Annotated in this window: 26 protein-coding genes; 14 read left to right on the top strand and 12 right to left on the bottom strand. The window is 61.5% G+C overall.

The genetic code is table 11. From position 1 onward, the window contains the following. Positions 1–105 precede the first annotated feature (105 nt). Positions 106–774: a sugar transferase gene (locus ACEN2R_RS14150; protein ID WP_442043300.1), complete on the top strand. Its 669-nt coding sequence runs from the start codon at positions 106–108 to the stop codon at positions 772–774. 85 nt (positions 775–859) lie between these two features. Here the strand turns inward: ACEN2R_RS14150 and ACEN2R_RS14145 are convergent, their stop codons facing one another. From ACEN2R_RS14145 to ACEN2R_RS14130, 4 genes are all read right to left on the bottom strand, one after another. Further along, entirely contained in the window at positions 860–1,678 is an 819-nt protein-coding gene (locus tag ACEN2R_RS14145; RefSeq protein WP_442043298.1) for a substrate-binding domain-containing protein, read from the bottom strand. A gap of 17 nt (positions 1,679–1,695) precedes the next feature. Continuing rightward, the gene (locus ACEN2R_RS14140; protein ID WP_442043296.1) at positions 1,696–2,418 is read right to left on the bottom strand and encodes an ATP-binding cassette domain-containing protein; all 723 of its coding nucleotides are present in this window, start codon (positions 2,416–2,418) and stop codon (positions 1,696–1,698) included. Then, positions 2,411–3,118: an ABC transporter permease gene (locus tag ACEN2R_RS14135; RefSeq protein ID WP_442043294.1), complete on the bottom strand. Its 708-nt coding sequence runs from the start codon at positions 3,116–3,118 to the stop codon at positions 2,411–2,413. Before ACEN2R_RS14135 ends, ACEN2R_RS14140 begins: the two co-directional genes overlap by 8 nt. Positions 3,119–3,303: 185 nt before the next feature. Continuing rightward, on the bottom strand, positions 3,304–4,476 hold the full coding sequence (locus ACEN2R_RS14130; RefSeq protein ID WP_442043292.1) for a type III PLP-dependent enzyme: 1,173 nt from the start codon (positions 4,474–4,476) through the stop codon (positions 3,304–3,306). A 328-nt stretch (positions 4,477–4,804) separates the two neighbouring features. Here ACEN2R_RS14130 and rimK point away from each other — a divergent pair, with 328 nt between their 5' ends. Both rimK and ACEN2R_RS14120 read left to right on the top strand, forming a co-directional pair. Further along, entirely contained in the window at positions 4,805–5,710 is a 906-nt protein-coding gene (gene rimK / locus ACEN2R_RS14125; RefSeq protein WP_442043290.1) for a 30S ribosomal protein S6--L-glutamate ligase, read from the top strand. A 6-nt stretch (positions 5,711–5,716) separates the two neighbouring features. Continuing rightward, on the top strand, positions 5,717–6,754 hold the full coding sequence (locus ACEN2R_RS14120) for a succinylglutamate desuccinylase/aspartoacylase family protein (RefSeq protein ID WP_442043288.1): 1,038 nt from the start codon (positions 5,717–5,719) through the stop codon (positions 6,752–6,754). A gap of 119 nt (positions 6,755–6,873) precedes the next feature. Here the strand turns inward: ACEN2R_RS14120 and ACEN2R_RS14115 are convergent, their stop codons facing one another. From ACEN2R_RS14115 to ACEN2R_RS14100, 4 genes are read right to left on the bottom strand one after another with little or no spacing between them, the layout of a single operon-like run. After that, entirely contained in the window at positions 6,874–7,458 is a 585-nt protein-coding gene (locus ACEN2R_RS14115; protein WP_442043286.1) for a PqiC family protein, read from the bottom strand. 4 nt (positions 7,459–7,462) lie between these two features. Beyond that, positions 7,463–9,553, bottom strand: coding sequence for a PqiB family protein (locus ACEN2R_RS14110; RefSeq protein ID WP_442043284.1), 2,091 nt, complete (start codon positions 9,551–9,553; stop codon positions 7,463–7,465). Further along, positions 9,546–10,187 carry a paraquat-inducible protein A gene (locus tag ACEN2R_RS14105; RefSeq protein WP_442043282.1) on the bottom strand — a complete coding sequence of 214 codons (642 nt, stop codon included), beginning with the start codon at positions 10,185–10,187 and terminating at the stop codon, positions 9,546–9,548. Before ACEN2R_RS14105 ends, ACEN2R_RS14110 begins: the two co-directional genes overlap by 8 nt. Then, complete coding sequence (locus ACEN2R_RS14100) at positions 10,154–10,804, bottom strand: paraquat-inducible protein A (protein ID WP_442043280.1); 651 nt, start codon at positions 10,802–10,804, stop codon at positions 10,154–10,156. The genes ACEN2R_RS14105 and ACEN2R_RS14100 overlap by 34 nt, the downstream gene beginning before the upstream one ends. A gap of 530 nt (positions 10,805–11,334) precedes the next feature. Here ACEN2R_RS14100 and ACEN2R_RS14095 point away from each other — a divergent pair. From ACEN2R_RS14095 to ACEN2R_RS14075, 5 genes are all read left to right on the top strand, one after another. Further along, complete coding sequence (locus tag ACEN2R_RS14095) at positions 11,335–11,964, top strand: ATP-dependent Clp protease proteolytic subunit (protein WP_442043278.1); 630 nt, start codon at positions 11,335–11,337, stop codon at positions 11,962–11,964. A 138-nt stretch (positions 11,965–12,102) separates the two neighbouring features. Continuing rightward, positions 12,103–13,371, top strand: coding sequence for an ATP-dependent Clp protease ATP-binding subunit ClpX (clpX, locus tag ACEN2R_RS14090; protein ID WP_442043276.1), 1,269 nt, complete (start codon positions 12,103–12,105; stop codon positions 13,369–13,371). A gap of 145 nt (positions 13,372–13,516) precedes the next feature. Next, on the top strand, positions 13,517–13,891 hold the full coding sequence (locus ACEN2R_RS14085; RefSeq protein ID WP_442043352.1) for an NADH:ubiquinone oxidoreductase subunit NDUFA12: 375 nt from the start codon (positions 13,517–13,519) through the stop codon (positions 13,889–13,891). A gap of 20 nt (positions 13,892–13,911) precedes the next feature. Beyond that, positions 13,912–14,376, top strand: coding sequence for an outer membrane lipid asymmetry maintenance protein MlaD (gene mlaD, locus ACEN2R_RS14080; protein ID WP_442043274.1), 465 nt, complete (start codon positions 13,912–13,914; stop codon positions 14,374–14,376). Continuing rightward, complete coding sequence (locus ACEN2R_RS14075; protein WP_442043272.1) at positions 14,373–14,729, top strand: DUF2155 domain-containing protein; 357 nt, start codon at positions 14,373–14,375, stop codon at positions 14,727–14,729. The genes mlaD and ACEN2R_RS14075 overlap by 4 nt, the downstream gene beginning before the upstream one ends. Here the strand turns inward: ACEN2R_RS14075 and aat are convergent. The 3 genes from aat to accB all read right to left on the bottom strand — a co-directional run bounded on the left by aat (position 14,693) and on the right by accB (position 17,278). Continuing rightward, on the bottom strand, positions 14,693–15,334 hold the full coding sequence (gene aat, locus ACEN2R_RS14070) for a leucyl/phenylalanyl-tRNA--protein transferase (protein WP_442043270.1): 642 nt from the start codon (positions 15,332–15,334) through the stop codon (positions 14,693–14,695). The two genes, ACEN2R_RS14075 and aat, sit on opposite strands and share 37 nt — an antisense overlap. A gap of 102 nt (positions 15,335–15,436) precedes the next feature. Then, positions 15,437–16,783 (bottom strand): acetyl-CoA carboxylase biotin carboxylase subunit, encoded by a 1,347-nt coding sequence (gene accC, locus ACEN2R_RS14065; RefSeq protein WP_442043268.1) that lies wholly within the window; start codon positions 16,781–16,783, stop codon positions 15,437–15,439. A 12-nt stretch (positions 16,784–16,795) separates the two neighbouring features. Then, positions 16,796–17,278, bottom strand: coding sequence for an acetyl-CoA carboxylase biotin carboxyl carrier protein (accB, locus tag ACEN2R_RS14060; RefSeq protein ID WP_442043266.1), 483 nt, complete (start codon positions 17,276–17,278; stop codon positions 16,796–16,798). 296 nt (positions 17,279–17,574) lie between these two features. On the opposite strand from accB, the gene ACEN2R_RS14055 reads away from it, so the two are divergent. The 3 genes from ACEN2R_RS14055 to preA are packed head-to-tail and all read left to right on the top strand — an operon-like array spanning position 17,575 to position 21,103. Further along, a complete protein-coding gene (locus ACEN2R_RS14055) occupies positions 17,575–18,906 on the top strand; it encodes an NAD(P)-dependent oxidoreductase (protein WP_442043264.1) in 1,332 nt (443 codons plus the stop codon). A gap of 42 nt (positions 18,907–18,948) precedes the next feature. Beyond that, positions 18,949–19,785, top strand: coding sequence for a class I SAM-dependent methyltransferase (locus ACEN2R_RS14050; protein WP_442043262.1), 837 nt, complete (start codon positions 18,949–18,951; stop codon positions 19,783–19,785). A gap of 13 nt (positions 19,786–19,798) precedes the next feature. Further along, complete coding sequence (gene preA, locus ACEN2R_RS14045) at positions 19,799–21,103, top strand: NAD-dependent dihydropyrimidine dehydrogenase subunit PreA (protein ID WP_442043260.1); 1,305 nt, start codon at positions 19,799–19,801, stop codon at positions 21,101–21,103. Between the two features lie 69 nt (positions 21,104–21,172). Here preA and ACEN2R_RS14040 read toward each other — a convergent pair whose 3' ends face one another. Next, entirely contained in the window at positions 21,173–21,787 is a 615-nt protein-coding gene (locus ACEN2R_RS14040) for a TetR family transcriptional regulator C-terminal domain-containing protein (protein WP_442043258.1), read from the bottom strand. Positions 21,788–22,080: 293 nt separating this feature from the next. Here ACEN2R_RS14040 and ACEN2R_RS14035 point away from each other — a divergent pair, with 293 nt between their 5' ends. From ACEN2R_RS14035 to ACEN2R_RS14025, 3 genes are read left to right on the top strand one after another with little or no spacing between them, the layout of a single operon-like run. Then, the gene (locus tag ACEN2R_RS14035; protein ID WP_442043256.1) at positions 22,081–23,331 is read left to right on the top strand and encodes a Zn-dependent hydrolase; all 1,251 of its coding nucleotides are present in this window, start codon (positions 22,081–22,083) and stop codon (positions 23,329–23,331) included. 12 nt (positions 23,332–23,343) lie between these two features. Beyond that, complete coding sequence (gene hydA / locus ACEN2R_RS14030) at positions 23,344–24,807, top strand: dihydropyrimidinase (RefSeq protein WP_442043254.1); 1,464 nt, start codon at positions 23,344–23,346, stop codon at positions 24,805–24,807. After that, positions 24,808–25,593, top strand: a complete 786-nt coding sequence (locus ACEN2R_RS14025) for an ABC transporter ATP-binding protein (protein ID WP_442043252.1) — start codon at positions 24,808–24,810, stop codon at positions 25,591–25,593. It abuts the gene before it with no gap. Positions 25,594–25,759: the final 166 nt, after the last annotated feature.

The following is a 25,759-nucleotide window of genomic DNA, read 5'->3' as shown; positions in this document are numbered from 1 at the left end:
TTTGATGCAAATATAAACTTAAAGGTGATTAAATATTTGGTAACTCTCCCCTGGCTAGGATCAAGGCAGCGCCAGTCGGGCGTGCGTTGATCCTGGATGTTTCCGATGCAGCATGTTGTGTTTCTTGTTCCCGAACGGACCGCCATCGCCCAACCCGATCCTGTTGTTATCCCCGCAAGGGGCAAGCGGGTGTTCGATGTGGTTTTCGTGTTGCTGTTGCTGCCGTTTGTCGCCCCGCTGATCGGGCTTTTCTGGGTGCTTGCCAGACGGGACGGGGGGCCTGGTTTCTTCGCCCATACCCGTGTCGGGCAAAACGGAAAACTGTTTCGATGCTGGAAGTTGCGGACGATGTTGCAGGGGGCCGACGACCTGCTTTTTGCCCATCTGTCGCGCAACCCGCAGGCGGCGATTGAATGGCGCGACAATTTCAAACTGCGCGACGATCCGCGCATCACGCGGTTCGGCGGCTTCCTGCGCCGGACAAGTCTGGATGAGCTGCCGCAAATCTGGAATGTCCTGCGCGGAGAGATGAGCTTTGTCGGCCCGCGCCCGGTGGTTTCGGCGGAACTGGAAAAATATGACAGGCATGTCTGGGCCTATCTGGCGATGAAACCGGGCATCACGGGGATATGGCAGGTGTCGGGCCGCAACGACATCGCCTATGAAGAGCGGGTGCAGATGGATGTCGACTATATGTCCACCGCATCGCGCCTGTATGATCTTTGGATCATTGTCAAAACGCTTGGGGTGGTGTTCCGGCGGACGGGGTGCTGAGCGTTTGAAACCAAATCAAAACCGACGGGTTGCAGGCCGAACGTGATGTCGGCCTGCCTGTTTTGATCGGCGGGAAAACTCTGCGCTATTGCCCTGCGTTGGGAAAGAACAGTTGCTGGCCGTCGATCTTGTAGTCTGCGATCGACGCCTGACCTTTATCCGAGATCAGCCAGTCGACAAAGGCCTGACCGTCTTCGGCTTTGACGCTTGGGCATTTGGCGGGGTTCACCAGAATCACACCGTATTGGTTGAACAGGTTTGTGTCGCCTTCGACCTCGATCTTGAAATCGGCCTTGTTGGCAAAGCTGATCCATGTGGCGCGGTCGGTCAGCACATAGGCCCCCATGCCAACCCCCGCATTCAGCGTCGCCCCCATGCCCGAGCCCGTGGACCGATACCAGCCCCCCGAGGCCGCAGCGGTGTCGATGCCGGCGGCCTGCCACAATTGCAGCTCTTTCTTGTGGGTGCCGGAATCATCCCCGCGCGAGGCAAAGGGGGCTTTGGCGTCGGCGATTTTGGTCAGGGCGGCGGTGACGTCTGTCATGCCGGCCACCCCCGCAGGATCGGCTGCGGGGCCGACGATGACAAAGTCGTTGTACATCAGGTCAAAGCGGGCCACGCCAAAGCCGCTTTCGATGAACTTTTCTTCGGCGGCCTTTGCATGCACCAACAAAACGTCGCCATCGCAGTTCTCGGCATTCTTGATCGCTTGCCCGGTGCCGACGGCCACAACATTGACGGTGATCCCGCTGTCCTTGGTGAACTCGGGCAACAGCGTGTCGAACAGGCCGGAATTCGCGGTCGATGTGGTCGACTGCACCAGAATGGATTTGTCCTGCGCCATGGCGGGCAGGGCGATCAGCGTTGCGGACAAAAGGGCCGCGGTAAAAGTTTTAAAGTTCATCACATCCTCTGGGTTGGTTAGGGAAAAAGGTCGCCCGCCAGATAGGCGCGCGCCGCCGCGCTTTGCGGTTTTGCAAAGAAGGGGGCGGCGCGGGTCACTTCGGTGATCCGACCGTTGTGCAGAAATACAATTTCATCTGCCATGCGCCGCGCCTGCGCGGGGTCATGCGAAACAAAGATGATCTTGGTGCCCGCCTTGTGGACCGCGTTCATCGTATCCTCGAACAGTCGGACGGACAGCGGGTCAAGATTGGCGGTCGCCTCGTCCAGAAACAACACTCTGGGTCGCAGTGCCAGGGCCCGTGCCAGTGCAAGCCGTTGCTTTTCGCCGCCGGACAGCACCTGCGCGGGCGTCTCTGCCTTGTCGAGCAACCCGACCTGATCCAGCAGGTGCCGCGTCAGATCCGCCCCCGCCTTGCCGCGCAGACCTGCGGCAAAGGCGATGTTCTGCGCGGCGTTGCGCCGAAGCAGAACGGGTTTCTGGAACACCATCGCCTGCGCCTCGCGGCCCGCGCCTTGTGCCCAGACGATCCGCCCCGCACTGGGTGCGATCAGCCCGTGCAGACAGCGAAGCAACAGGCTTTTGCCCGCGCCGTTGAACCCCATAAGGCAGGTGCGCGCATCCGTGCCCAGCGTCAGGTCTATCCCGTCAAGCAACACCCGGTCGCCCGACAAAAGCCGCACCCCCTCGACCCGTAAGGAGCAGGGCGAGGGGGTGAGCTGTGGTTCGGTGTCAAACATATCCGACCCGCCGTTCTGTGAACCTGAAGGCAGAAATCGCCGCATTCAGGCCAAGGGCGATCATCAGCAGGATGACCCCCAATGCCAGGGCAAGCGGTAAATCCCCCTTGGAGGTTTCCAGCGCGATTGCCGTGGTCATCACCCGCGTCAGGTGGTCGATGTTGCCGCCGACGATGATCACCGCGCCGACCTCGGCGATAGAGCGGCCAAATCCGGCGAGGGCCGCAGTGACCAGCGAAAACCGCGCGTCCCACAGAACGGCGCGCATCGCCGTCCAGCGGCCGACCGTCATGGACACGAACAACTCTGCGTATTCGTCGTGCAGGTCTTCGACAATCTGGCGTGCGATCGCGGCGACAATCGGCGTGATCAGAATAACCTGCGCGATAATCATCGCGGTGGGTGAATACAAAAGCCCCAGAAATCCCAGCGGGCCAGAGCGGGACAGGTTCAGATAGACAATCAGCCCGACGACGACGGGGGGTAGCCCCATCAGGGCGTTCAGCACAAGCACGACAAAGCCGCGCCCGCGAAACCGGGTCGTCGCCAGAAGGGCCGCCAGCGGGAACCCGATCGCACAGGCAATCGTGACCGCGCTAAGGCTGACAAACAACGACAGGCTGACGATCTCGATCAGGTCGCGATCCATCGCCGCGATCAACCCGAAGGCCTGTGCCAGAACACTGTCTTTCATGTGCATAATTTACCGAAATTGCCATATTCAGTAAATTATGCATCTCAATGGGTGGAAACACAACCTTTATCCGGATGCCTGACACACTGTCCGGCCTGTACCTGTTGCTGGCCTTTTGCCGTCGGGGCTGTAGCACAAAAAAGGGCGGCACCCTGCCTAAGGTGCCGCCCCGTTCCATGCGTGGGTCAGGTTCAGATAACGACGACGTCCAGCGGCGGGAAGCCGTTGAAGCCGATCGACGAATAGGTCGAGGTATAGGCCCCGCAGTTGCGGATGATAAAGCGGTCGCCGGACGTCAGCCCGAGGGGCAACTGAACGGGGCGCTTTTCATACAGGACATCGGCACTGTCGCAGGACGGCCCGGCCAGAATGCAGGCGCCCATTTCCTCGTGGTCACGGTCGGTGATGAACTGATACCGGATCGCTTCGCCCTCGGTTTCGGCAAGGCCGGAAAACCGACCAATGTCGAGGTAGACCCAGCGGTGCATGTCACTTTCGGATTTTCTGGACACCAGCAGCACTTCAGCAGCGATCATGCCAGCCTCTGCCACCAGACCGCGACCGGGCTCTGCCATGATCCGCTCGACCTTGCCGAACCTTGCGCGCACCAGGTCCATCACGGCGGCGGCATAGGCGGTGGGGCTGTCGATTTCCTCGCCGTAGAAGGCCGGAAAGCCGCCGCCGATGTTCAGCGTTGTCAGGGCGTAACCCGCGGCAATCGCGCTGTGCCAGATCTCGGCGACCTGATCCAGAACAGTGGTCCACATGCGGGCCTTGCGGGTCTGCGACCCGACGTGGAACGAGAAACCCACTGGCTTCAGGCCCAGTTCTGTCGCCAGTGCCAGCAGGTCCAGCGCCTTGTCACGGGCGCAGCCGAACTTGCGTGTCAGGGGCCAGTCGGCCTCGGACGCATCGACGATCAGCCGGACGTAGACCTCTGCGCCGGGCGCTTGGGCGGCGATCTTGTGCATCTCTTCTTCGGCATCGACCGCGAACAGGGTGATCCCCGCGTGAAAGGCAAAGGCGATGTCGGACGGGCGTTTGATGGTATTGCCGAACGAGATATCGTCCGGTGCCGCACCCAGCGACAGGCACAGCTCGATCTCGCCGCGCGAGGCCGCGTCGAACCGGCTGCCGTTGGCGATCAGTGTCTCGATGATCTCGCGGGCGGGGTTTGCCTTGACGGCATAGTGAATGTGGGCCTCGCCCAGACCGGCCTTCAACGCGCGGAACTGGGTTTCCACGACCTGCGTGTCGATCACCAGAGTCGGGTGGTCGAAACGGGTCGAGCGGATGAAGTTTTCGATACGGGAGGCGGGCGCGACGACAGGGCCGCCGACGATGTCGGTTACAGTAGCATTCATTGGTCATCTCCAGACAGACCCGGCCATATATGACCGCTCACTTCCAAAAGGAGACGTTACCGTCGCTACGTAAACACGGGTGGACGTAAGACCCACCGGCCAGAGGCGCGTGCGTTGGCGTCTATAAAACGGCACATAGGGCCGCGCGTGATTCACCGCAAGACGGAAAGTCCCCGCAGCGCATTTTTTCCCGCAGGGGCTGCGCCAGCACGGTTTTCGCCCCCTGAATGCCCCTTCGATCCCGCTGGCCGGACGCCCCCGGACCGTATAAGAAGCCGCGACACCGATACGCGCCACATGGGGCATCCCCCCGACCGGAGAGACCCAGATGAAAATCGCCATGCTAGCCCGCAACCCCGACCTTTATTCACACCAACGGCTGAAGCAGGCCGCCGAGGATCGCGGCCACGAGTTGGACATCATCAACACGCTGCGCTGCTATATGAACATCGCGTCCCGCCGGCCCGAAGTGTATTATAATGGCGAAAAACTGGGCCATTATGATGCGGTCATTCCGCGGATCGGGGCCTCGATCACCTTCTACGGGCTGGCCGTGCTGCGCCAGTTCGAGATGATGGGCGTCTATCCTCTGAACGAATCGGTCGCCATTGGCCGGTCGCGCGACAAGCTGCGCTCGATGCAGTTGCTGGCGCGCGACGGAATCGGCCTGCCGGTGACGACCTTTGCCCATGACGCCAAGCAGACAGAGGAAATTCTGGCACTGGCGGGCGGCGCGCCCTTGGTGATCAAGCTGCTCGAGGGCACGCAGGGCATCGGCGTGGTTCTGGCCGACACCAACCGTTCGGCGAAATCGGTGATCGAGGCGTTCCGCGGTGCCAATGTGAACATCCTTGTGCAGGAATTCATCAAAGAGGCAGGCGGCACCGATATTCGCGCGATCGTGGTGGGCGGCAAGGTCGTGGCAGCCATGCAGCGCACCGGCGCCGAGGGCGAGTTCCGCTCGAACCTGCATCGCGGCGGCACGGCCAAAACCATCAAGATCTCCCCCGAGGAACGCTCGACCGCATTGCGGGCCGCGAAATCGCTGGGCCTGAACGTCTGCGGCGTCGATATGCTGCGCGCCAATCACGGCCCTGTGGTGATGGAGGTCAACTCCTCTCCGGGGCTTGAAGGCGTCGAAGGCGCGACCGGACTGGATATTGCCGGAATGATCATCGACTTTCTGGTCGCCAAGGCGAAACCCCACGCGACGAAAACCAAGGGCAAAGGATAACGCGCCATGGTGCCTGCGTTCAAGATCGCGGGGCATAATGTTGCCGCCGGAACCCGCACCACGATCAACCTTCCGGTCAGTGTGTTGTCCGACCATACGCCCGTCACGATGTCGGTGCATGTGGTCCATGGGCGCAAGCCCGGACCGGTGATCTTTGTCAGCGCGGCGGTTCATGGCGACGAGGTGATCGGCGTGGAAATCGTGCGCCGCCTGCTGCGCGCACCCAACCTCGACACGCTGCATGGCACGCTGATCGCGGTGCCTATCGTCAACGCCTTCGGCTTCCTGAACCATTCACGCTATCTGCCCGACCGCCGCGACCTGAACCGCTCGTTTCCCGGCACTCCGGGCGGCTCTCTGGCCTCGCGGCTGGCGCATCTGTTCCTGACAGAGATCGTGGCACGGTGCGATTTCGGGATCGACCTGCATTCCGCCGCGATCCACCGCACCAACCTGCCACAAATCCGCATATCCCCGAAAAAGGCGCAGACGAAAACCCTGGCAGAGGTCTTCGGTGCCCCTGTGATCCTGACTGCCCCGGTGCGCGAGGGATCGTTGCGGGGGGCCGCGGGCGATCTTGGCGTCGATGTCCTGCTTTACGAGGCCGGAGAGGGGCTGCGGTTCGACGAATTCTCGGTCCGCGCCGGCGTCTCGGGCATCTTGCGGGTGATGCGCGAGTTGAACATGGTCGCGGCCAAGGGCATCGCCAAGCCCAAGACGACCGCGATGCACTGCTCCACCAGCAAATGGGTGCGCTCGCCCGCGGGTGGTCTGGTGCGCACCTTCAAATCTTCGGGTGACGTTGTGGAAACGGGCGACCTTCTGGGTATCGTTGCCGACCCCTTCGGGCAGGCGGAAACCGAAATTCTTGCGGGTGCCCCCGGCATCATCATCGGTCGCGCCGTGCTGCCGGTCGTGAACGAGGGCGACGCGCTGTTCCACATCGCCTCGGTCCACCCCAAAGACGACGCAGAGAAAAAGATGGAAACCCTGACCGCGCAACTGGATGCGGACCCGCTGTTTGACGAAGACGAGATCATCTGACCCGCCCTAACGACCGGTCTTGCCCCTCTTCTCGGCAAAAATACTCTCGCGCGAAGCGCAAAACCCGAGCCCCTGAAAGGGGCGAGACCAAGGCAATCGCGCGCAGCGCGTCTGCTGGGTCAGCGGCCCATGCGCTTGGCAATTGCCTCTGACAACAGGCGCACGGCTCTCGCGTTGGCGCGCGACAGCGCGATATAATCCTCGCCCGCCACCGGCACTTCGAACGCGAACCGCTCGGCCCGTTCGCGCGCATTGCCCGAAACAGAGGTCACGAAATAGGTGCCGTTGAACTTCAACACACCGCCCAGCGATGCGATCAACTGGTCGACACGCACTTCGATCCGCGCATCGGGGTATTGCTCCAGCGGCCAGGGTTCGGCTGCCACAGTGGCCGATGTAATCTGCGCCAGATTGCTGGCCAGCATCGAAGTCAGCGCGGCATCCGGGGCGTCGGCCCAGACCTGTTTGTCGGTGATCCGCACCGATCCGTCCGCCGCCAGAACCGGAATTTGCTCTGCCTTGGCGTATAGCGGCAGGGCGATGGTCCGCACCTCGATGTAATTCGGGGCGACGTTGACGCGCGCCGTGGTTGTGTCCGCCTCCAGCATGACGCGGGCGATATCCGCGTCGCTTGTGCATCCGGCGAGGGCTGCAAGAGCAAGGCACAGGGCGATGGGTGGGATAATGGTTTTGCGAAATATCATGGTTTTAACGTCCTGTAATCAAGGAATTGGGGCGTCGTTCTATCGCACGGGACAGGGATGCAAAGGCCGCTGCGGCCTCTTTGATCTGGCGGATCGCGTCGCGCGTTTCGCGGCTGAAAGCAGAATTGTCATCATAGCCGGACAACGTATTGCCCGCCTGTGTCGCCAGCGCGTTCAAGCGGTTCGTCAGGGCGGGCAGGTCGGCCACGGCTGTGGCCACCGCATCCGACGCCGAGGCCGCCGACGACAGAGCGGTGTTCAGGTTGTCGACAGCGCCGCCATCCTCCAGCGTGCCAAGAAAGCTGCGCACGCGGTCCAACGCGCCATTCAGGGCGGCGGGCAGCTCTTTCGCCGCCTCGGTCCCGATGACGCTGTCTGCCGTTTCGATCAGCCCGCGGGTCGAGGTCATCAATTGTTCCAACGGTAATCCGGCGGCGGTTGTGGCCAGTTTATCCAGCTGCGCCACCAGATCCGGCAGGGCCTGCGTTGCGGCATTGACGGTCTTGGCGGCGGCGTCGGCCTCGTTCAATGCGGACAGCAGGCTTTCCGCCGCGCCGCCCGCCTCGATGGTCGCCATCATGCCCCGGACCTGTTCCGAAATCGCCCGCAGTTCCGCCGGGATCGCCTTGACGTCGTCAGAGTTCACAAGGGTCCGCGTGTCATTCAAAAGTGCCACAACCGCGTCGGGGGCCTCTTTCATGCCCTCGCTTGCGGCGATGCGGCTGACGTTGTCCATCAGGTCGATGGCAGAGCCCATCAGCTCCTCGATCGGCAGTTCGTTGATCCGGTTCAGCACGCCCTCGGCGGTGGCGGTGAAATCGCTGACGTTCGATGCGATAGACGGCAGGATCGGATAGGGTGCGCGTTCCAGCGAGACATCCATATCGACCGGCGCCACATCGTCCAGCTGCACCAGTTCCACCACCAGCGATGTGCCCAACAGATTGGCAGAGGCAATCCGTGCCCGCAGGCCCTGCGCCACATTCGCCTGAAGGAATTCAACCGTTGCCTGCGGGCTGGTGCCCGATGGCAGGCCAAGCCGCGACGGATCGATCACGATATTGACCAACAGGCGCACATCGGCCAGCGCCCCGTCCACCACATCTTCGACGGAGGTGGTGATGCTGTCGACCTCGCCCACACGCACCCCGCCGAATTCCACGGCAGAGCCCGCGTTCAACCCGCGCACGTTGCCCTCGAAGATGATCGAAAGGCGGGTGGCGGCGGCAAGGCGGCGGTTGAAAATACTGGCGCGGGCGGTTTCCTCGTCGTCGAAAATGTCAAAGACCTGTTTTTCGGAAATGGCAAAGCCGCCGGAATAGACCGTGTCGAAGCCAAGCCCGCCCTGCACCAGCGACGCAAGGCTGTTCACGTCCAGCGAAACCCCCGATGTGTCCAGTTTCAGGCTGAACCCCGACAGGTTCCAGAACCGCGATGCGGTGGAAATCAGCCTGTCATAGGGCGCGTCGACAAAGGCGTCGACCACGACACTGTCGCCAAGTTCGCTAAGGTTCACGGTTTCGATCTGCCCGACCTTGACGCCGCGATACAGGATCGGAGAGCCAACCGAGATCGACCCGCCGGTCGGTGCCCGCAACTTGATCTGCTTGCCCTTTGCGCCGGGCCGCACCAGCGGCGGGATCTCAACCCCGGTGAAGACGGTCATCGGCCTGCCGGCCTCTGCGTTCCAGCTACCCTCGATATAGGCGCCGGCCAGAACCGTATCCAGCCCCGAGATGCCCTGCGCCGTCACGCGGGGGCGGGCGATCCAGAACTGCGCGTCCTCGTCCATATAGGGCACAACCGTTTCATCGACGCGGGCGGTGACGATGACATGCTTGATATCATTCGAAAAACTCACGCTTTCCACCATGCCGATTTCAACATCGCGATACTTTAGACGGGTCTTGCCCGCCTCGACCCCTGCGCCGTTCTCGAACTGGATGGTGATGGCGACGCCGCGATCGGAATAGGATTGCCAAGCCACGAACATAGAGATCACAAGCGCCAGAAGCGGCACCAGCCAGACAACCGAAAGGCGCGCCCAAAGCGGGCGGCTTTTTGTGCTGATGGCAAGGTCTGCGGGGTCACTCATGAACATCATCCTCGTTCGAGACATCCCAGATCAACCGGGAATCAAAGCTTTGGGCCGAGAGCATCGTGAATGCAACGGACAGGGCGAAACAGGCCGCAGCCGGGCCGGGGTTGACCGTGGCGACAAAATTCAGCTGCACCAGCGCCGACAAGATCGCAACCACAAAGACGTCGATCATCGACCAGCGGCCGATGAATTCCACCACTTCGTAAAGCACAAGGCGCCTGTGCCCGTCCAGAAGGGCGGGGCGTTTGATGCTGATCGCCAGAAACGCCACAGCCATGAATTTCATCACGGGAATCACGATACTGGCAATAAACACGATCGCCGCGATCCCGTAAGAGTGGTGATGCACCAGCTCTATCACCCCGCCGATGATGGTGCTTTGGGTTGCGTCGCCAAGGGTCGAGGTCAAAAGCATCGGGTAAAGATTGGCAGGAATATACAGCAATAGACCCGCCGCCATCCAGGCCCAGACCCGTTGCAGGCTTTGTGGGGACCGCGATTCCAGGCGTGTGTTGCAGCGCGCGCAAATAAGGTCCGCGGGCGGATGAACCAGCCCGCAACTGGTGCAGGCGACAAGGCCCGCCTCGCGGGCGGTCAGGCCGTGAGCTTTTTGGTCAGTTCGTTCCATATGGTCCAATTGCAGATCATGTTGTCCTTGAGGACGGTGATGATGACAAGGGCGCAGAACGCCCAGAATGCGGGGCCGGGCAGGACGGTGGCAAGGCCCGCCACCTTGACCAGTGCAACCGCCACCCCGAGGATGAAAATTTCCGCCATCGCCCACGGTTTCAGGTGTTGGGCCAGCCGGAACGCCTGTGCTGCATGGCGGGCAGGGGGGCGGCCCCAGACCAGCGGAAACAGCGCGTATAGCAGCGCCACGACCCGCGTCACGGGGATGACGACGATCAGCGCGGCCACGGCAAAGGACAGCGGAATCAGCCAGCCGTCGGAAAAGGCAGATGCGGCGTCGAACAGCGAGGCATTGTTGCTGAGCCCGCCGGTTTCGAGGTGCAGAAACGGGAAAAAGGTTGCCGCGAACATCAGGATAAGGACCGTGATCGACAGGGCGACGATACGCGGGATCGCGTCCAGCCGGCCGGTGATCAGAACGGTTCCGCATTGCGTGCAGCGCGCGATCTCGCCCACCTCAGGCCGCTGCGCGCGGTGCAGACGGTCGCAGCGCGGGCAGGCCACCAGATCGCTCAACGGGCCGAGGGCCGCTGTTGGGCTCGAGAGGTCCGACATGGGTTCGCGCCTTTCTGTATCAGGGCTGCAACATGAACGAGCTGCTGGCAAAGTTCAACTGCGCCGACGGCTTTCCCGTTACATCGCATCGCATCGGGCCGGTCCAGCGGTATCACGGGAAAGGCCCCGGGGCGGGCTTCACAAGTGCGGCACATTCCATCCACATCTGGCCAAGCATATCGGATGCACAAACCCCGCGCATGCAACGGGGGGGGGGCGGTGCAATGCCGGTGCGGGGAAACGTCTGTGAGACTGCCTTCACGATTAAGCGTTCGTTAAGGCTGGTCTGATACTGCGCCCTGATCCCAGATGCCGTTCCGGCAATGTATCCAAAAGGTGCCGACCATCGTTACCCATGGCATTTCCCGCAGCAGGTGCTGTCACACAGGCTGAACCCAGAACCGGAGCCCCAAGTTTCCCGGCAACTGTCATAAAGTGGCATCGGCCCCTTGCAGGGGTCGGACTGCAGAACTAAGACTCTGGGTATGACCGCTCTTGCGAGAGCACCCCTTACGCGGCAAAGGCTGAAAATGTTCGATCCTATTTCGCAGGTCCAAAACTTCATCATCCCGACGGTCGAGGAAACAAATTCACGCGGTTCGATCCGCTACGATATTTTCTCGCGCCTTCTGAAAGAACGTATCATCTTTGTCTCTGGTCCTGTCCACGACGAGATGGCGACCGTGATCGTGGCCCAGCTTTTGTTTCTCGAGGCGGATAACCCGAGCAAAGAGATCGCGATGTATATCAACAGCCCCGGTGGCGTTGTGACGTCCGGCCTGTCGATCTATGACACGATGCAATATATCAAACCGAAGGTGTCGACGGTTTGCATCGGTCAGGCGGCCTCTATGGGGTCGTTGTTGCTGTGCGCGGGCGAGCCCGGCATGCGCTATTCTTTGCCCAACAGCCGCGTCATGGTGCACCAGCCGTCCGGCGGGTATCAGGGGCAGGCGACGGATATCATGATCCACGCGCAGGAAACCCAAAAGCTGAAGGACCGCCTGAACAACATCTACGTGCGGCACACCGGCCAGACCCTGAAAAAGGTCGAGGCGGCGCTGGAGCGGGACAATTTCATGTCCGCGGAAGATGCAAAAGACTGGGGCCTGATCGACGAAATCGTCGAAAACCGCGCCAAACTGGACGAGGCGAAGTGATCACATGTTCCTGCGGTCGCACGGCCGCAGGGCATTTTGACGTTGTAGATGAAATTTCGCTGTCCTAGACTTACAGGCTAGGGGGCGAATGCCCAGGTGAAGCTGGTAAAAACGAAGGCAAAAGCCTAGGGGAATTTGATGGCGAACAAGGCAAGTGGCGATAGCAAGAACACTCTCTATTGCTCGTTCTGCGGCAAAAGCCAGCACGAGGTCCGCAAACTGATTGCCGGACCCACGGTGTTCATCTGTGATGAATGCGTCGAGCTGTGCATGGACATCATCCGCGAGGAAACGAAAACCGCCGGCCTGAAATCGGGCGAGGGCGTGCCGACTCCGCGTGAGATTTGCAGTGTGCTGGACGATTACGTCATCGGACAGGAGCACGCAAAGCGCGTGTTGTCCGTGGCCGTTCACAACCACTACAAGCGTCTGAACCATTCGTCGAAATCCGGCGATATCGAGCTGGCGAAATCCAACATCATGCTGATCGGCCCGACCGGCTGCGGCAAGACCCTGTTGGCGCAGACGCTGGCGCGCATTCTGGATGTGCCGTTCACGATGGCGGACGCGACCACCCTGACCGAAGCCGGTTATGTGGGGGAAGATGTTGAAAACATCATTCTGAAGCTGTTGCAGGCGTCCGAATACAACGTCGAGCGGGCGCAGCGCGGCATCGTCTATATCGATGAGGTCGACAAGATCACGCGCAAGTCCGACAACCCCTCTATCACCCGCGACGTGTCGGGCGAGGGGGTGCAGCAGGCGCTTTTGAAGATCATGGAAGGCACGGTTGCATCGGTTCCGCCGCAGGGCGGGCGCAAGCATCCGCAGCAGGAATTCCTGCAAGTGGACACGACCAACATCCTGTTCATCTGCGGCGGCGCCTTTGCGGGCCTCGAGCGGATCATCGCGCAGCGCGGCAAGGGGTCCGGCATCGGCTTTGGTGCCGACGTCAAGGACAACGAAAGCCGTGGCGTTGGCGAGGTGTTCAAAGAGTTGGAGCCGGAAGACCTGTTGAAATTCGGCCTGATTCCCGAATTTGTCGGTCGTTTGCCGGTGATCGCGACGCTGACTGATCTGGACGAGGACGCGTTGATCATCATCCTGACCAAGCCGAAGAATGCGCTGGTCAAGCAATATCAGCGCCTGTTCGAACTGGAAGATGCCAAGCTGACCTTTACCGAGGATGCGCTGGCGGCGATTGCAAAGCGTGCGATTGCCCGCAAGACCGGCGCGCGCGGATTGCGGTCGATCATGGAAGACATCCTGTTGAACACGATGTTCGAACTTCCGGGGCTTGAGGGAATCGAAGAGGTTGTTGTCAACGAAGAGGCCGTGAACGCAGGGGCGGCGCCATTGCTGATTTATGGCGATACCGCCAAGAAAGAACCCGCCGCAGCGCGGTAAGTTTCGGACAAGTCACAGAAAACGGCGGGCAATGTCCCGCCGTTTTTCGGTTTTGCGCCACGCGTCGTGGCAAAGCATGCCCTTGCCACTGGACCTTGCCCGCCGCATCGGGCATATCGGGGGCAACGATCTGCGGAGGCGTTTCATGGGTTTTATTCTTCGTCTAGTCACCTGGTGGAACAGCCAGACTGTCGGCACGCAACTGTTCACATGGCGCAAGGGCGTCAAGGTGGGCGAGGACGCGCAGGGCAATATCTTTTACGAGACCCGCGACAAGAAACGTCGCTGGGTCATTTTCAACGGCGAGGCGGAAGCGTCGCGGGTCGATGCCGATTGGCACGGCTGGTTGCACTGGACGTGGAACGACGCGCCCACCACAACACCGCTGACGCACAAGCCATGGGAAAAGCCGCATCAGGAAAACCTGACCGGCACCGCGCTGGCCTATGCGCCTGCCGGATCCATTCGCCGCGCGCACCCTGCCGAGCGCCGCGACTATGAGGCGTGGACGCCCGAATAGGGCGCCACGAGGACGCATTTATGTCGGAAAACACTACAGAAGTGATCGTGGGCGGCGTTGTTTTGGCGGCGGCAATCGGGTTTGTGGTCTTTGCGGGGCAGGCAACGGGGTTTTCCCGCGCTGGCGGCGACTATCCTTTGGTCGCCAGTTTCCGGTCTGCCGAAGGCATTGAAATCGGGTCCGATGTCCGCCTTGCGGGCGTCAAAATCGGCACGGTGACCGGGCTTGAACTGAACGCTGAAACCTTTCGGGCCCAGACCCGCGTGGCGATCGTGAATAGCGTCCAGATTCCGGATGACAGTGCGATTGTCGTGGCGTCAGAGGGACTGCTTGGCGGGAATTTCGTGGAAATCATGCCCGGCGGGTCGTTGACCACATTCGCGCCCGGTGACGAGATCGAGGACACGCAGGGGTCTGTCAGTCTGGTGTCGTTGTTGATGAAATTCGTGGCGGGCAGTACGGCACCGGCAGAGGTGACAAATTGATCCGCAGGTTTGCCTTGGCCACGATCCTGTGCGCGGGGACTGCCCATGCGCAAGAGGTGGCAAGTTCCGGGACGGCGGTGCTGCGGACGCTGGACAAGGTCGCCGGCACGACGACCGATGTCGAGATCAACGCGGGCGACAGCAAGACCCAAGGCCGGTTGCAGGTGACGCTGGGCGATTGCCGGTATCCTGCGGGCAACCCCTCGGGCAATGCCTATGCCTATCTGACGATCCGGGACACGGGCAAGGATGCGCCTCTCTTCCAAGGCTGGATGGTCGCCTCGGCACCGGCATTGAACGCGCTGGACGATCCGCGCTATGACGTCTGGGTGTTGCGCTGCAAAACGTCCTGAGCACTGGGGGTTTCGCCCTGTGCCATAAAGTCCGCCTTTGACTTCAACGCGCGCTCAAGCAGCTTTTTATAGGCGGCGCGGCTGATTTCAATGCCGCCCAGCGACGCAAGATGGGGCGTGATGAACTGTGTATCCAGCAGGCTGAAGCCGCCGATGCGCAGCCTGTCCACCAGATAGGCCAGCGCGATTTTCGAGGCGTTGGTGCGCCGCGAAAACATGCTTTCGCCGAAAAACGCCCCCCCGATCGCCACACCATACACACCGCCGACCAGTTCGTCGTCCTGCCAGACCTCTACCGCGTGGGCAAAGCCGGTCATGTGCAGCGCCATATACAGCCGGTGGATGGTGTCGTTGATCCAGGTTTCGTCGCGGTCGGCACAGCCGCGCAGGACGCCGGAAAAGTCGGTGTCGACCGTGATCCTGAACGGTTCCGCCCGCATGTGCCGGGCCAGAGAATGCGAGATGTGGAACCCGTCCAGCGGCAGGATGCCGCGTTTGCGCGGATCGACCCAGAACACCTCTTCGTCATCGCGCCCCTCTGCCATGGGAAAGATGCCCGCCATATAGGCGCGCAGCAGAAGTTCGGGCGTGAGCGGCAGGGTCATTGTGTTCGGAACACCTTTGTCAAAAGGGGGTATTCGGACGAACCTAAGTCAATTTATCGCGCGGGGCCAAGGCTTTCGCAGCAATGGCCCCGCGCATTTGTCTTATTGCAGATGGGTTTCCAGCCAGTGTTCCAGCCAGTGGATGTTGTAATCGCCGGATTGGATGTCCGGTTCTTGCAGCAGCGCGTGGAACAGCGGGATCGTGGTGTCGATCCCGTCGATGATCAGCTCGTTCAGGGCGCGGGCAAGGCGGGCCAGCGCCTCTGTCCGGTCGCGGCCATGCACGATCAGCTTGCCGATCAGACTGTCGTAGTAGGGCGGGATCGAGTAGCCGGCATAAAGCGCCGAATCCATCCGCACGCCAAGGCCGCCGGGGGCGTGGAACGACACTACCTTGCCGGGGCAGGGCGAGAAGTTCGGCAGCTTTTCCGCATTGATCCGCACTTCGATTGCGTGACCGTTTATCACCAGATCGTCTTGCGTGAAGGACATGGGCAGGCCTTCGGCCACGCGGATCTGCTCGCGCACCAGATCGACGCCAAAGATGCCTTCGGTCACCGGATGTTCCACCTGCAAGCGGGTGTTCATCTCGATGAAATAGAACTCGTCGTTTTCGAACAGGAACTCGATCGTGCCGGCACCGATATAGTTGATCGAGGCAACGGCATCGGCGCAGACCTTGCCGATACGGGCGCGCAGTTCGGGGGTGATCGCGGGGCCGGGGGCCTCTTCAAAGACTTTCTGGTGGCGGCGCTGAAGCGAGCAGTCGCGTTCGCCCAGATGGACGGCATTGCCCTTGCCGTCGCCGAACACCTGAATTTCGATGTGGCGGGGCGTGGTCAGATATTTCTCCAGATAGACTTCGTCATTGCCAAAGGCGGCCTTGGATTCGGACCGCGCGTTGTGAAAGGCGCTTTCGATGTCAGCGGCGGTTTGCGCCACTTTCATCCCGCGCCCGCCCCCGCCCGCCGTGGCCTTTATGATCACGGGGTAACCGATTTCGGCGGCGACCCGTTTGGCATCGGCAAGGGTCGGCACGCCGCCATCGGACCCGGGCACGCAAGGCACGCCCAGCTTTTTCATCGTGTCCTTGGCGGTGATCTTGTCACCCATGATGCGGATGTGTTCGGCGGTGGGGCCGATGAAGGTGATGTCGTGATCCTCGAGGATCTGCACGAAGCTGGCGTTTTCGGACAGGAAGCCATAGCCGGGGTGGATCGCGTCGGCGCCGGTGATTTCGCAGGCCGAGACAATCGCCGAGACCGACAGATAGCTGTTGGCGCTTGCGGCCGGTCCGATGCAGATCGCCTCGTCAGCCATGCGCACATGCATGGCGTCGGAATCGGCGGTGGAGTGGACGGCGACCGATTTGATCCCCATCTCGCGGCAGGCGCGGATGACACGCAAGGCAATCTCGCCCCGGTTGGCGATCAGGATCTTTTCGAACATATCGCGTGGTCCTTATTCGATGATCATCAGGGGGGCGCCGTATTCAACAGGCGCGCCGTCTTCGACCAGAATGCGTTTCACGGTGCCCGAACGCGGTGCGGGGATCTGGTTCATGGTCTTCATCGCCTCGACGATCAGCAGGGTTTGACCTTCGGTCACGACGGACCCGACGCTGACAAAGTTGTCCGCCGTGGGTTCCGGTTTCATGTAGACGGTGCCGACCATAGGCGAGGCCACGACGCCCGGATGGCTGGAGGGGTCTTCGACGGCGGCGGGGGCTGCGGCGGCAGGGGCGGGCGCGGCTGCACCTGCGGTTGGGGCTGCTGCGACCTGCGCGGCTGCGACGACCTGCTTTACGCGGCTGACGCGCACGTTAAGGCTGTCGTCTTCGCCGTATTCCCGCTTGACCTGAAGTTCGGTAAGGTCGTTCTCGCGAAGAAGCTCCGCCAGCGCCTGAATGAAAGCAACATCTGAATCGTGTGAATTTTTTGTCATGCCGTCCTCGATCGGTCTTGCCTGCCCGTTTGAAGCGGGTCTGCCTTGTTGATGCTGTGCTTATACGTCAGCAAGGCATAGGTGAAAAGCGCCTCGTGTGGATTTCTGGCGTTGGGGCATCTTCTGCATGCCTGATTTTGGTGCATTGGGCGGGTTTTTCCGCGAAATCGGGCGCCGCCTTGTGTGCGGGGCATGAAAACAGGGGTTTTGCGCGGTTTCTAAAATTTACCATTTGATAAAAAAATGGACCTGTGGCAGCGTTTGACCATCAAGGATCAGCCATCAGGGAGGCAGGTATGCCGAATAGCCCCATGACACCCGGAATTGCAGCGGCGCGTTTGCCGGATCAGGATTACGCGCGCAACTTTGACGATCTGCACGCGCCCTACGACGGGCACGAGGCGGCAGTGGCGGCGGACCGGTGCTATTTCTGCTATGACGCGCCCTGCATTCAGGCCTGCCCGACGGCGATCGACATCCCCCTGTTCATCCGCCAGATCCAGACCGCACAACCCGAGGCGGCGGCAAAGACGATTTTCAGCCAGAACATCCTTGGCGGCATGTGCGCCCGCGTTTGCCCCACGGAAACCCTGTGCGAAGAGGCCTGTGTGCGCGAGGCGGCAGAGGGAAAGCCGGTCGAGATCGGCCGTTTGCAGCGCCATGCGACCGATATGCTGATGGCGGCAGGCGTGCATCCGTTCACCCGCGCGGCGGCGACGGGAAAGTCCGTGGCGGTGCTGGGGGCGGGGCCGTCGGGCCTGTCGTGCGCGCACCGTCTGGCGATGCTGGGCCACGAGGTGACAGTGTTCGAGGCGAAGGCGAAGGCGGGCGGATTGAACGAGTTCGGCATCGCCAGCTACAAATCCACCGATAATTTCGCGGCGAGAGAGGTCGAATGGCTGCTGTCGATCGGCGGGATCACGGTGCAATATGTGCGCCCGCTGGAAACCGAGGACGACCTGAAGATGATCCGCTCGCGGTTCGATGCGGTGTTTCTGGGCGTCGGTCTGGGCGGGGTGAACGCCCTGCAGACCAAGGGCGAGGACAAGGACGGCGTGCGCGACGCGGTGGATTTCATCGCGGAACTGCGGCAGGCGAATGACCTGTCAACGCTACCGGTGGGGCGCAATGTTGTGGTGATCGGCGGCGGGATGACGGCTGTGGATGCCGCCGTGCAATCCAAACTGCTGGGGGCGGATCAGGTGACGATTGCCTATCGCCGTGGCCGCGACCGGATGGGGGCATCCGCCTATGAACAAGATCTGGCGGCGTCGAAGGGCGTGCGCATCCTGACCAATGTGCAGCCCGTCGCAGTGATCGGCAATGGCGCGGTGCGCGAGGTGGAATTCGAATATACCGCCGAGACGGGCGCGGGGCTGAAAGGCACCGGAGAGACGATCCGCATCGCCGCCGATCAGGTGTTCAAGGCCATCGGCCAGACATTGGCGACGGATGTCGGCCTGACCGTCGAGGGCGGCAAGATCGCCGTGACGGGCGCCGGGCGCACGTCGCTTGCGGGGGTCTGGGCGGGGGGAGATTGCGCCAGTGGCGGCAACGATCTGACCGTCACGGCCGTGGCCGAGGGGCGCGATGCGGCGATGGACATTCACTCGGTTCTGGTCGGTTAATGTGGTAGAGTCAGGTTCGCCGGAACATTTCAGGAGGTTGCCATGACTCTCGAAAAAAGCGTTTCCCAATACTACACGACGAACGACCTGCTCGACCGCATTCTGACCGGTCTGAAACAGGCGGGAATTGATCCCGACCATCTTGCCATCGACGATCTGAAGCCGGTGGACGAACTGCATACAGGCGGCATCGAGGCGACCTCGGCGTTGTTGGAGCAGATCGAGATCACGCCGCAGATGACCGTGATCGACATTGGCTGCGGCATCGGCGGCGCGGCGCGGCACATCGTGCATCGTTACGGTGCGCGGGTGCTGGGCGTTGATTTGACCGAGGAATTCGTGGCCACCGGGCGGGCGCTGAACGCGCGGTTGCATCTGGAGGACCGGATCGACCTGCAACAGGGCAGTGCCACCGCCTTGCCGTTCGAAGACGAAAGCGCCGATCTGGTGACGATGTTTCACGTCGGCATGAACATCGAGGACAAGACCGCGCTTTTTTCCGAAGTTGCGCGGGTGCTGAAACCGCTTGGGCATTTTGCCCTGTTCGACGTGATGCGCGATCAGGATGACAGCCCGCTGGTCTATCCGCTGCCCTGGGCGAACACCGCCGATACCAGCCATGTCGCGGCGCCGGGTGTCTATCGCCGCGCCGCCCATGCCGCCGGACTGACAGAAGTCACCGAGCGGGACCGGCGCCAGTTCGCGTTGGATTTTTTCGGCAGGGCCTTTCGACGTATCGCAGCCGAAGGCCCGCCGAAGCTGGGGCTTCATCTGGTGATAAAGGACGCGATCGAAAAGCTGAAAAACTATGTCGCCAATGTCGAAGCGCACCGGATCACTCCGGTCGAGATGATTTTCAGACGGCCCAAGGGCCAATGACAGGAGGACGCCAATGGCCGATCTGACCAGCAGTTTCATCGGGATCAAATCCCCCAATCCGTTCTGGCTGGCCTCGGCGCCGCCGACAGACAAGGAATACAACGTCCGCCGCGCCTTCGAGGCGGGCTGGGGCGGCGTGGTCTGGAAAACGCTGGGGTCAGAGGGGCCGCCCGTGGTTAACGTCAACGGCCCGCGCTATGGCGCGATCTGGGGGGCGGACCGGCGGCTTTTGGGGCTGAACAACATCGAGCTGATCACCGACCGCCCGCTGGAGGTGAACCTGCGCGAGATCAAGGCGGTCAAGCGCGACTACCCCGACCGGGCGATGATCGTATCGCTGATGGTGCCCTGCGAAGAGGCCGCATGGAAGGCGATCTTGCCGCTGGTCGAGGACACGGGGGCCGACGGAGTCGAGCTGAACTTTGGCTGCCCGCACGGCATGGCCGAGCGCGGCATGGGCAGCGCCGTGGGGCAGGTGCCAGAGTATATCGAGATGGTGACGCGCTGGGTCAAACAGAACTCGCGTCTGCCCTGCATCGTCAAGCTGACGCCGAATATCACCGACATCCGCGCCCCTGCCGCAGCGGCAAAGCGGGGCGGGGCCGATGCGGTCAGCCTGATCAACACGATCAATTCGATCACATCGGTCAATCTGGATGCGATGTCCCCCGAGCCGATGATCGACGGCAAGGGCACCCATGGCGGCTATTGCGGGCCTGCGGTCAAGCCGATCGCGATGAATATGGTGGCCGAGATCGCACGCGGCGCCGACACGCGCGGCCTGCCGATTTCGGGGATCGGCGGCGTGACCACGTGGCGCGATGCGGCGGAATTCATGGCGCTGGGCTGCGGCAATGTGCAGGTCTGCACGGCGGTGATGACCTACGGGTTCCGCATCGTGGAAGAGATGAAGGCGGGCCTGTCCGAGTGGATGGACGAGAAAGGCTATGCCAGCGTCGACGCGTTTGTCGGGCGCGCGGTGCCCAATGTGACCGACTGGCAATACCTGAACCTGAACTATGTCGCCAAGGCGAAGATCAATCAGGACGCCTGCATCGGCTGCGGCCGCTGCTATGCCGCCTGCGAGGATACCAGCCATCAGGCGATCAGCATGTCCGCCGACCGCGTGTTCGAGGTGATGGACGATGAATGTGTCGCCTGTAACCTGTGCGTCAACGTCTGCCCGGTGGAGGAGTGCATCACCATGGTCCCGATGGACAAGGGCGCGGTTGACCTGCGCACCGGCAAGGTTGTGGCGGCGGATTATGCCAACTGGACAACGCACCCGAACAACCCCGGTGCCACGGCGGCCGAATAGGGCGGGATTGCCTGCGGCGCGGATATTTTCAGAACCAAGAACGGGCGCCGCGCCGCGCCATCCTCGATGTCAGGGCTTAAGAAGTTTGGTGAAAAGCTGCGTCAGATATTCCTGTGCGCCCTTGTGGGGGTCGGTGACGTCCGGCCCCAGAACGGTGCGCACCTGCACGTCGAAATCGGCGTAATGCTGGGTCAGCGACCAGATCGAGAACATCAGGTGATAGGGATCGACCGGCGCGATTTTACCGGCCTCGATCCAGCCCTGAATGACCTTTGCCTTTTCGTCGACCAGCGGTTTCAGCTCTTGCGAGAGGCCGTCGTGAATTGTCGGCGCGCCTTGCAGGATGTCGTTGGCGAACAGGCGGCTTTCGCGCGGCAGGTCGCGGCTCATCTCCAGTTTGCGGGTGACGTAGGCCAGCAGCTCTGTCACCGGGTCGCCATCCGCATCAAGGTCGCGCAGCGGGTCAAGCCATGTGTCCATCAGGCCCGACAACAGTTCGACGTGTATCGCCTCTTTCGAGGGGAAGTAATACAGCAGGTTGGGTTTCGACAGCCCTGCGGCCTGTGCGATCTGGTCCAGTGTCGCGCCGCGGAACCCGTATTGCGAAAAGACGTCCAGCGCGGCCTCCATGATGGCAGAGGTGTTCTTTTGCTGGATGCGCGTGCGCGGGCGGGCAGTGGTCATTCTGGCATCCTTATCCCGTAATGGGGTCACCTGGACTATATCAACCGTCAGTGTCGCCCATTTTTGTGACACGGGAAAGCGGACTTTGCGGTTTAATGTGGCTTTCGATGGTGCGGGCCAATGTGGTGGGGTGCGAAATCCTTGACTGCCCGAAAGGCTCTGCTAGCGTGATCTTGACCGATTGGTCAAACTATTGACCCGCGTGCGACCACGGGCCTGCGCCACGCAGAAGAACGACGACAGGGCGCGGGCGGGCCTTTGTCGGGATGGAATTGAACCGAGGAGAGAGCGCAATGGCAGCCGCTGGTGAGAACCTGAAGATCAACGCAGAGCGTTTGTGGGACAGCCTGATGGAGATGGCGAAGATCGGCCCCGGCGTGGCCGGTGGCAACAACCGCCAGACCCTGACAGACGAGGATGCCGAGGGACGGATGCTGTTCCAGAGCTGGTGCAAGGAGGCGGGGTGTTCCATGGGGCTGGACCAGATGGGTAACATGTTCGCGCGTCGCGAGGGGACGGACCCGGATGCGCTGCCGGTTTATGTCGGCTCGCATCTTGATACGCAGCCGACGGGCGGCAAATACGACGGTGTTCTGGGCGTGCTGGGCGGGCTGGAAATTCTGCGGTCGTTGAATGATCTGGGGATCAAGACGCGGCACCCGGTCATTGTCACCAACTGGACCAACGAGGAGGGCACGCGCTTTGCCCCGGCGATGCTTGCCTCTGGTGTTTTCGCGGGGCTGCACGATCAGGATTGGGCCTACGGGCGCGTTGATGCCAAGGGCAAGACCTTTGGGGACGAGCTGACGCGGATCGGCTGGCGCGGAGACGAGCCAGTGGGGCAGCGCAAGATGAAGGCGTTCTTCGAATTGCACATCGAGCAGGGCCCGATCCTTGAGGCCGAGGGCAAGGATATCGGCGTGGTGACCCACGGGCAGGGCCTGTCCTGGACCGAGGTGACGATCACCGGCAAGGACGCGCATACCGGATCGACGCCCATGCCGATGCGCAAGGACGCAGGGCTGGGGTTGGCGCATTGCCTTGAACTGGTGAACCAGATCGCCCTGTCCCATGCGCCACATGCGGTGGGGGCTGCGGGTCACATCGACGTTTTTCCCAACAGTCGCAATGTGATACCGGGCAAAGTCGTGTTCACCGTTGATTTCCGCTCGCCCGATCTGGCGGTGATCGAGGATATGGAGACGCGGTTCAAGGCCGGGGCGCAGGCGATCTGCGACGAGATGGGGCTTGGCGTGACCTTCGAGAAGACCGGCGGCTTTGATCCTGTTACATTCGACGAGGGCTGTGTCAGTGCCGTGCGCCGCGCCGCCGAGCGGTTGGGCTATAGCCACATGAACCTGATTTCCGGCGCGGGGCATGATGCCTGCTGGATCAACCGCGTGGCCCCCACGGCCATGGTGATGTGCCCCTGCGTCGGCGGGCTAAGCCATAATGAGGCCGAGGAGATCACAAAGGATTGGGCGGCAGCGGGGGCCAACGTGCTGTTTCACGCCGTGGTCGAAACCGCCGGCATCGTAGAATAGGGAGACAAGACCATGACCAAAGTCATCAAGGGCGGCACGGTCGTCACCGCCGACCGCCAGTACAAGGCGGATGTCCTGATCGAGGGCGAAAAGATCCTGGAGATCGGCGAGAACCTGAAGGGCGACACCGTGATCGACGCCGAAGGGGCCTATGTCATCCCCGGCGGCATCGACCCGCATACGCATCTGGAAATGCCCTTTATGGGGACCACGGCGGCGGAGACGTTCCAGTCCGGCACCTTTGCGGCGGCGGCGGGCGGCACCACCATGCTGGTCGATTTCTGCCTGCCCGGCGCGGACGGATCGCTGCTGAACGCGATTGACGACTGGGACCGAAAATCGCGCGACCAGATCTGTTGCGATATCAGCTATCACATGGCAATCACTGGCTGGAATGAACGCATTTTCAATGAAATGGCCGAAGTTGTTAATGCACGCGGCATCAATACGTTCAAGCATTTCATGGCCTATAAAGGCGCGCTGATGATCGAGGATGACGAGATGTATGCCTCGTTCAAACGTTGCGCGGAACTGGGTGCGCTGCCCTTGGTGCATGCGGAAAACGGCGATATCGTGCAGGAGTTGCAGCAGAAATATCTGGCGATGGGCATCACCGGGCCAGAGGGTCACGCCTATTCCCGCCCGCCCGAGGTCGAGGGCGAAGCCGCCAACCGTGCCATCATGATCGCCGATGCGGCGGGGGTGCCTTTGTACATCGTCCATGTCTCCTGCGAGCAGGCGCACGAGGCGATCCGGCGCGCGCGGCAAAAGGGCATGCGGGTTTACGGCGAGCCGCTGATCCAGCATCTGACGCTGGACGAATCCGAGTATTTCAACAAGGACTGGCACTATGCCGCGCGCCGCGTGATGTCGCCGCCGTTCCGGTCCAAGGACCATCAGGCGTCACTTTGGGCAGGGCTTGCCTCGGGGTCGTTGCAGGTGGTGGCCACCGATCATGCGGCGTTCAGCGACAAGCAAAAGCAGATGGGGCTGGACAATTTCACCGCCATCCCCAATGGCACCGGCGGGCTGGAGGAACGCATGGCGATGCTGTGGACCACGGGGGTTGAAACCGGCCGCCTGACACCCGAAGAATTCGTTGCCGTGACCTCGACCAATATCGCTAAAATCCTGAATATCTATCCGATGAAAGGCGCGATTGTGCCGGGGGCGGATGCCGATGTGGTGGTCTGGGATCCGACGATATCCAAGACGGTTGCGGTCAGCACGCAAAAATCCATCATTGATTACAATGTGTTCGAGGGCCGAACCGTCACGGCGCAGGCGCGTTTCACCCTGTCGCGCGGCGATGTGATCTGGGCCTATGGCCAGAACAGCCAGCCGCAACCCGGGCGCGGCAAATTTGTGCGCCGCCCGGCGTTTTCCAGCGCCAATCAGGCGCTTTCAAAGTGGAAGTCGCTGAACACGCCGCGCAAGATCGAACGCAATCCACTGAATATTCCGGCAGGGGTGTAGATGACCGATCCAGTGATCGAAGCGCGCGGGCTGGACCTGACGTTTCAGACGAATGACGGGCCGGTTCACGCGTTGAAAGATGTGAACCTGACGATCAACAAGGGCGAGTTCGTGTCCTTCATCGGCCCGTCGGGCTGCGGAAAGACAACGCTTTTGCGGGTGATCGCGGCGCTGGAACAGCCGACGGCGGGCATGATTACAGTCAACGGCATGTCACCGGACGAGGCCCGCCGCGTCCGTGCTTACGGCTATGTGTTTCAGGCGGCGGGGTTATATCCGTGGCGGACAATTGCGGGAAATGTGAAGCTTCCGTTGGAAATAATGGGGTATTCACGGTCAGACCAAGAAGAACGTGTTCGAAAAGTGCTGGATCTGGTGGATTTGTCTGGGTTCGAGAAGAAGTTCCCCTGGCAACTGTCCGGCGGAATGCAGCAACGCGCGAGCATCGCACGGGCATTGGCCTTTGATGCGGATATCTTGCTGATGGACGAGCCATTCGGGGCGCTGGATGAAATCGTGCGCGACCACCTGAACGAACAACTTCTGGCGCTTTGGGCGCGGACGGAAAAGACCATCGGCTTTGTCACCCACTCGATCCCCGAGGCGGTCTATCTGTCGACCAAAATCGTGGTGATGTCGCCGCGCCCCGGACGGATCACCGATGTGATCGACAGTCCCTTGCCGAAAGAGCGCCCGCTGGATATCCGCGACAGCCCTGAATTCATCGCAATCGCCCACCGCGTGCGCGAGGGCCTGCGCAGCGGTCACGGCGAGGCGGACGCATGATCGCCCTGCAGACAATCTCCCGCCCCGACCAAGGGACAGGAGACCGACTTCGTTCGCGGTCATCGGCTCTCCAGCCTGTACCGCAGGGGTATTCAGACCCGATTCTGGTTACTTTGTTCTTAAAATACTCAAACTCCGTAAGCACAATTTTCCCGGGGTCTGGACC

Source organism: Pseudogemmobacter sp. W21_MBD1_M6 (assembly GCF_052119585.1).
In the GTDB taxonomy this organism is placed as follows: Bacteria; Pseudomonadota; Alphaproteobacteria; order Rhodobacterales; family Rhodobacteraceae; genus JBGQOJ01.
Note: the sequence above shows the minus strand (reverse complement) of the source record. Positions and strands in the feature narration are given on the sequence as shown.

Coding starts and splice junctions, on each gene's coding strand:
- ACEN2R_RS14110 (WP_442043284.1), bottom strand. CDS start 9,553: ATGAGTGACCCCGCAGACCTTGCCATCAGCACAAAAAGCCGCCCGCTT.
- ACEN2R_RS14120 (WP_442043288.1), top strand. CDS start 5,717: ATGGTGCCTGCGTTCAAGATCGCGGGGCATAATGTTGCCGCCGGAACC.
- ACEN2R_RS14095 (WP_442043278.1), top strand. CDS start 11,335: ATGTTCGATCCTATTTCGCAGGTCCAAAACTTCATCATCCCGACGGTC.
- ACEN2R_RS14150 (WP_442043300.1), top strand. CDS start 106: ATGCAGCATGTTGTGTTTCTTGTTCCCGAACGGACCGCCATCGCCCAA.
- mlaD (WP_442043274.1), top strand. CDS start 13,912: ATGTCGGAAAACACTACAGAAGTGATCGTGGGCGGCGTTGTTTTGGCG.
- accC (WP_442043268.1), bottom strand. CDS start 16,783: ATGTTCGAAAAGATCCTGATCGCCAACCGGGGCGAGATTGCCTTGCGT.
- ACEN2R_RS14130 (WP_442043292.1), bottom strand. CDS start 4,476: ATGAATGCTACTGTAACCGACATCGTCGGCGGCCCTGTCGTCGCGCCC.
- ACEN2R_RS14115 (WP_442043286.1), bottom strand. CDS start 7,458: ATGATATTTCGCAAAACCATTATCCCACCCATCGCCCTGTGCCTTGCT.
- accB (WP_442043266.1), bottom strand. CDS start 17,278: ATGACAAAAAATTCACACGATTCAGATGTTGCTTTCATTCAGGCGCTG.
- hydA (WP_442043254.1), top strand. CDS start 23,344: ATGACCAAAGTCATCAAGGGCGGCACGGTCGTCACCGCCGACCGCCAG.
- preA (WP_442043260.1), top strand. CDS start 19,799: ATGGCCGATCTGACCAGCAGTTTCATCGGGATCAAATCCCCCAATCCG.
- ACEN2R_RS14035 (WP_442043256.1), top strand. CDS start 22,081: ATGGCAGCCGCTGGTGAGAACCTGAAGATCAACGCAGAGCGTTTGTGG.
- ACEN2R_RS14100 (WP_442043280.1), bottom strand. CDS start 10,804: ATGTCGGACCTCTCGAGCCCAACAGCGGCCCTCGGCCCGTTGAGCGAT.
- ACEN2R_RS14105 (WP_442043282.1), bottom strand. CDS start 10,187: ATGGAACGAACTGACCAAAAAGCTCACGGCCTGACCGCCCGCGAGGCG.
- aat (WP_442043270.1), bottom strand. CDS start 15,334: ATGACCCTGCCGCTCACGCCCGAACTTCTGCTGCGCGCCTATATGGCG.
- ACEN2R_RS14040 (WP_442043258.1), bottom strand. CDS start 21,787: ATGACCACTGCCCGCCCGCGCACGCGCATCCAGCAAAAGAACACCTCT.
- ACEN2R_RS14145 (WP_442043298.1), bottom strand. CDS start 1,678: ATGAACTTTAAAACTTTTACCGCGGCCCTTTTGTCCGCAACGCTGATC.
- ACEN2R_RS14135 (WP_442043294.1), bottom strand. CDS start 3,118: ATGCACATGAAAGACAGTGTTCTGGCACAGGCCTTCGGGTTGATCGCG.
- ACEN2R_RS14050 (WP_442043262.1), top strand. CDS start 18,949: ATGACTCTCGAAAAAAGCGTTTCCCAATACTACACGACGAACGACCTG.
- rimK (WP_442043290.1), top strand. CDS start 4,805: ATGAAAATCGCCATGCTAGCCCGCAACCCCGACCTTTATTCACACCAA.
- ACEN2R_RS14055 (WP_442043264.1), top strand. CDS start 17,575: ATGCCGAATAGCCCCATGACACCCGGAATTGCAGCGGCGCGTTTGCCG.
- ACEN2R_RS14140 (WP_442043296.1), bottom strand. CDS start 2,418: ATGTTTGACACCGAACCACAGCTCACCCCCTCGCCCTGCTCCTTACGG.
- ACEN2R_RS14085 (WP_442043352.1), top strand. CDS start 13,517: ATGGGTTTTATTCTTCGTCTAGTCACCTGGTGGAACAGCCAGACTGTC.
- ACEN2R_RS14025 (WP_442043252.1), top strand. CDS start 24,808: ATGACCGATCCAGTGATCGAAGCGCGCGGGCTGGACCTGACGTTTCAG.
- clpX (WP_442043276.1), top strand. CDS start 12,103: ATGGCGAACAAGGCAAGTGGCGATAGCAAGAACACTCTCTATTGCTCG.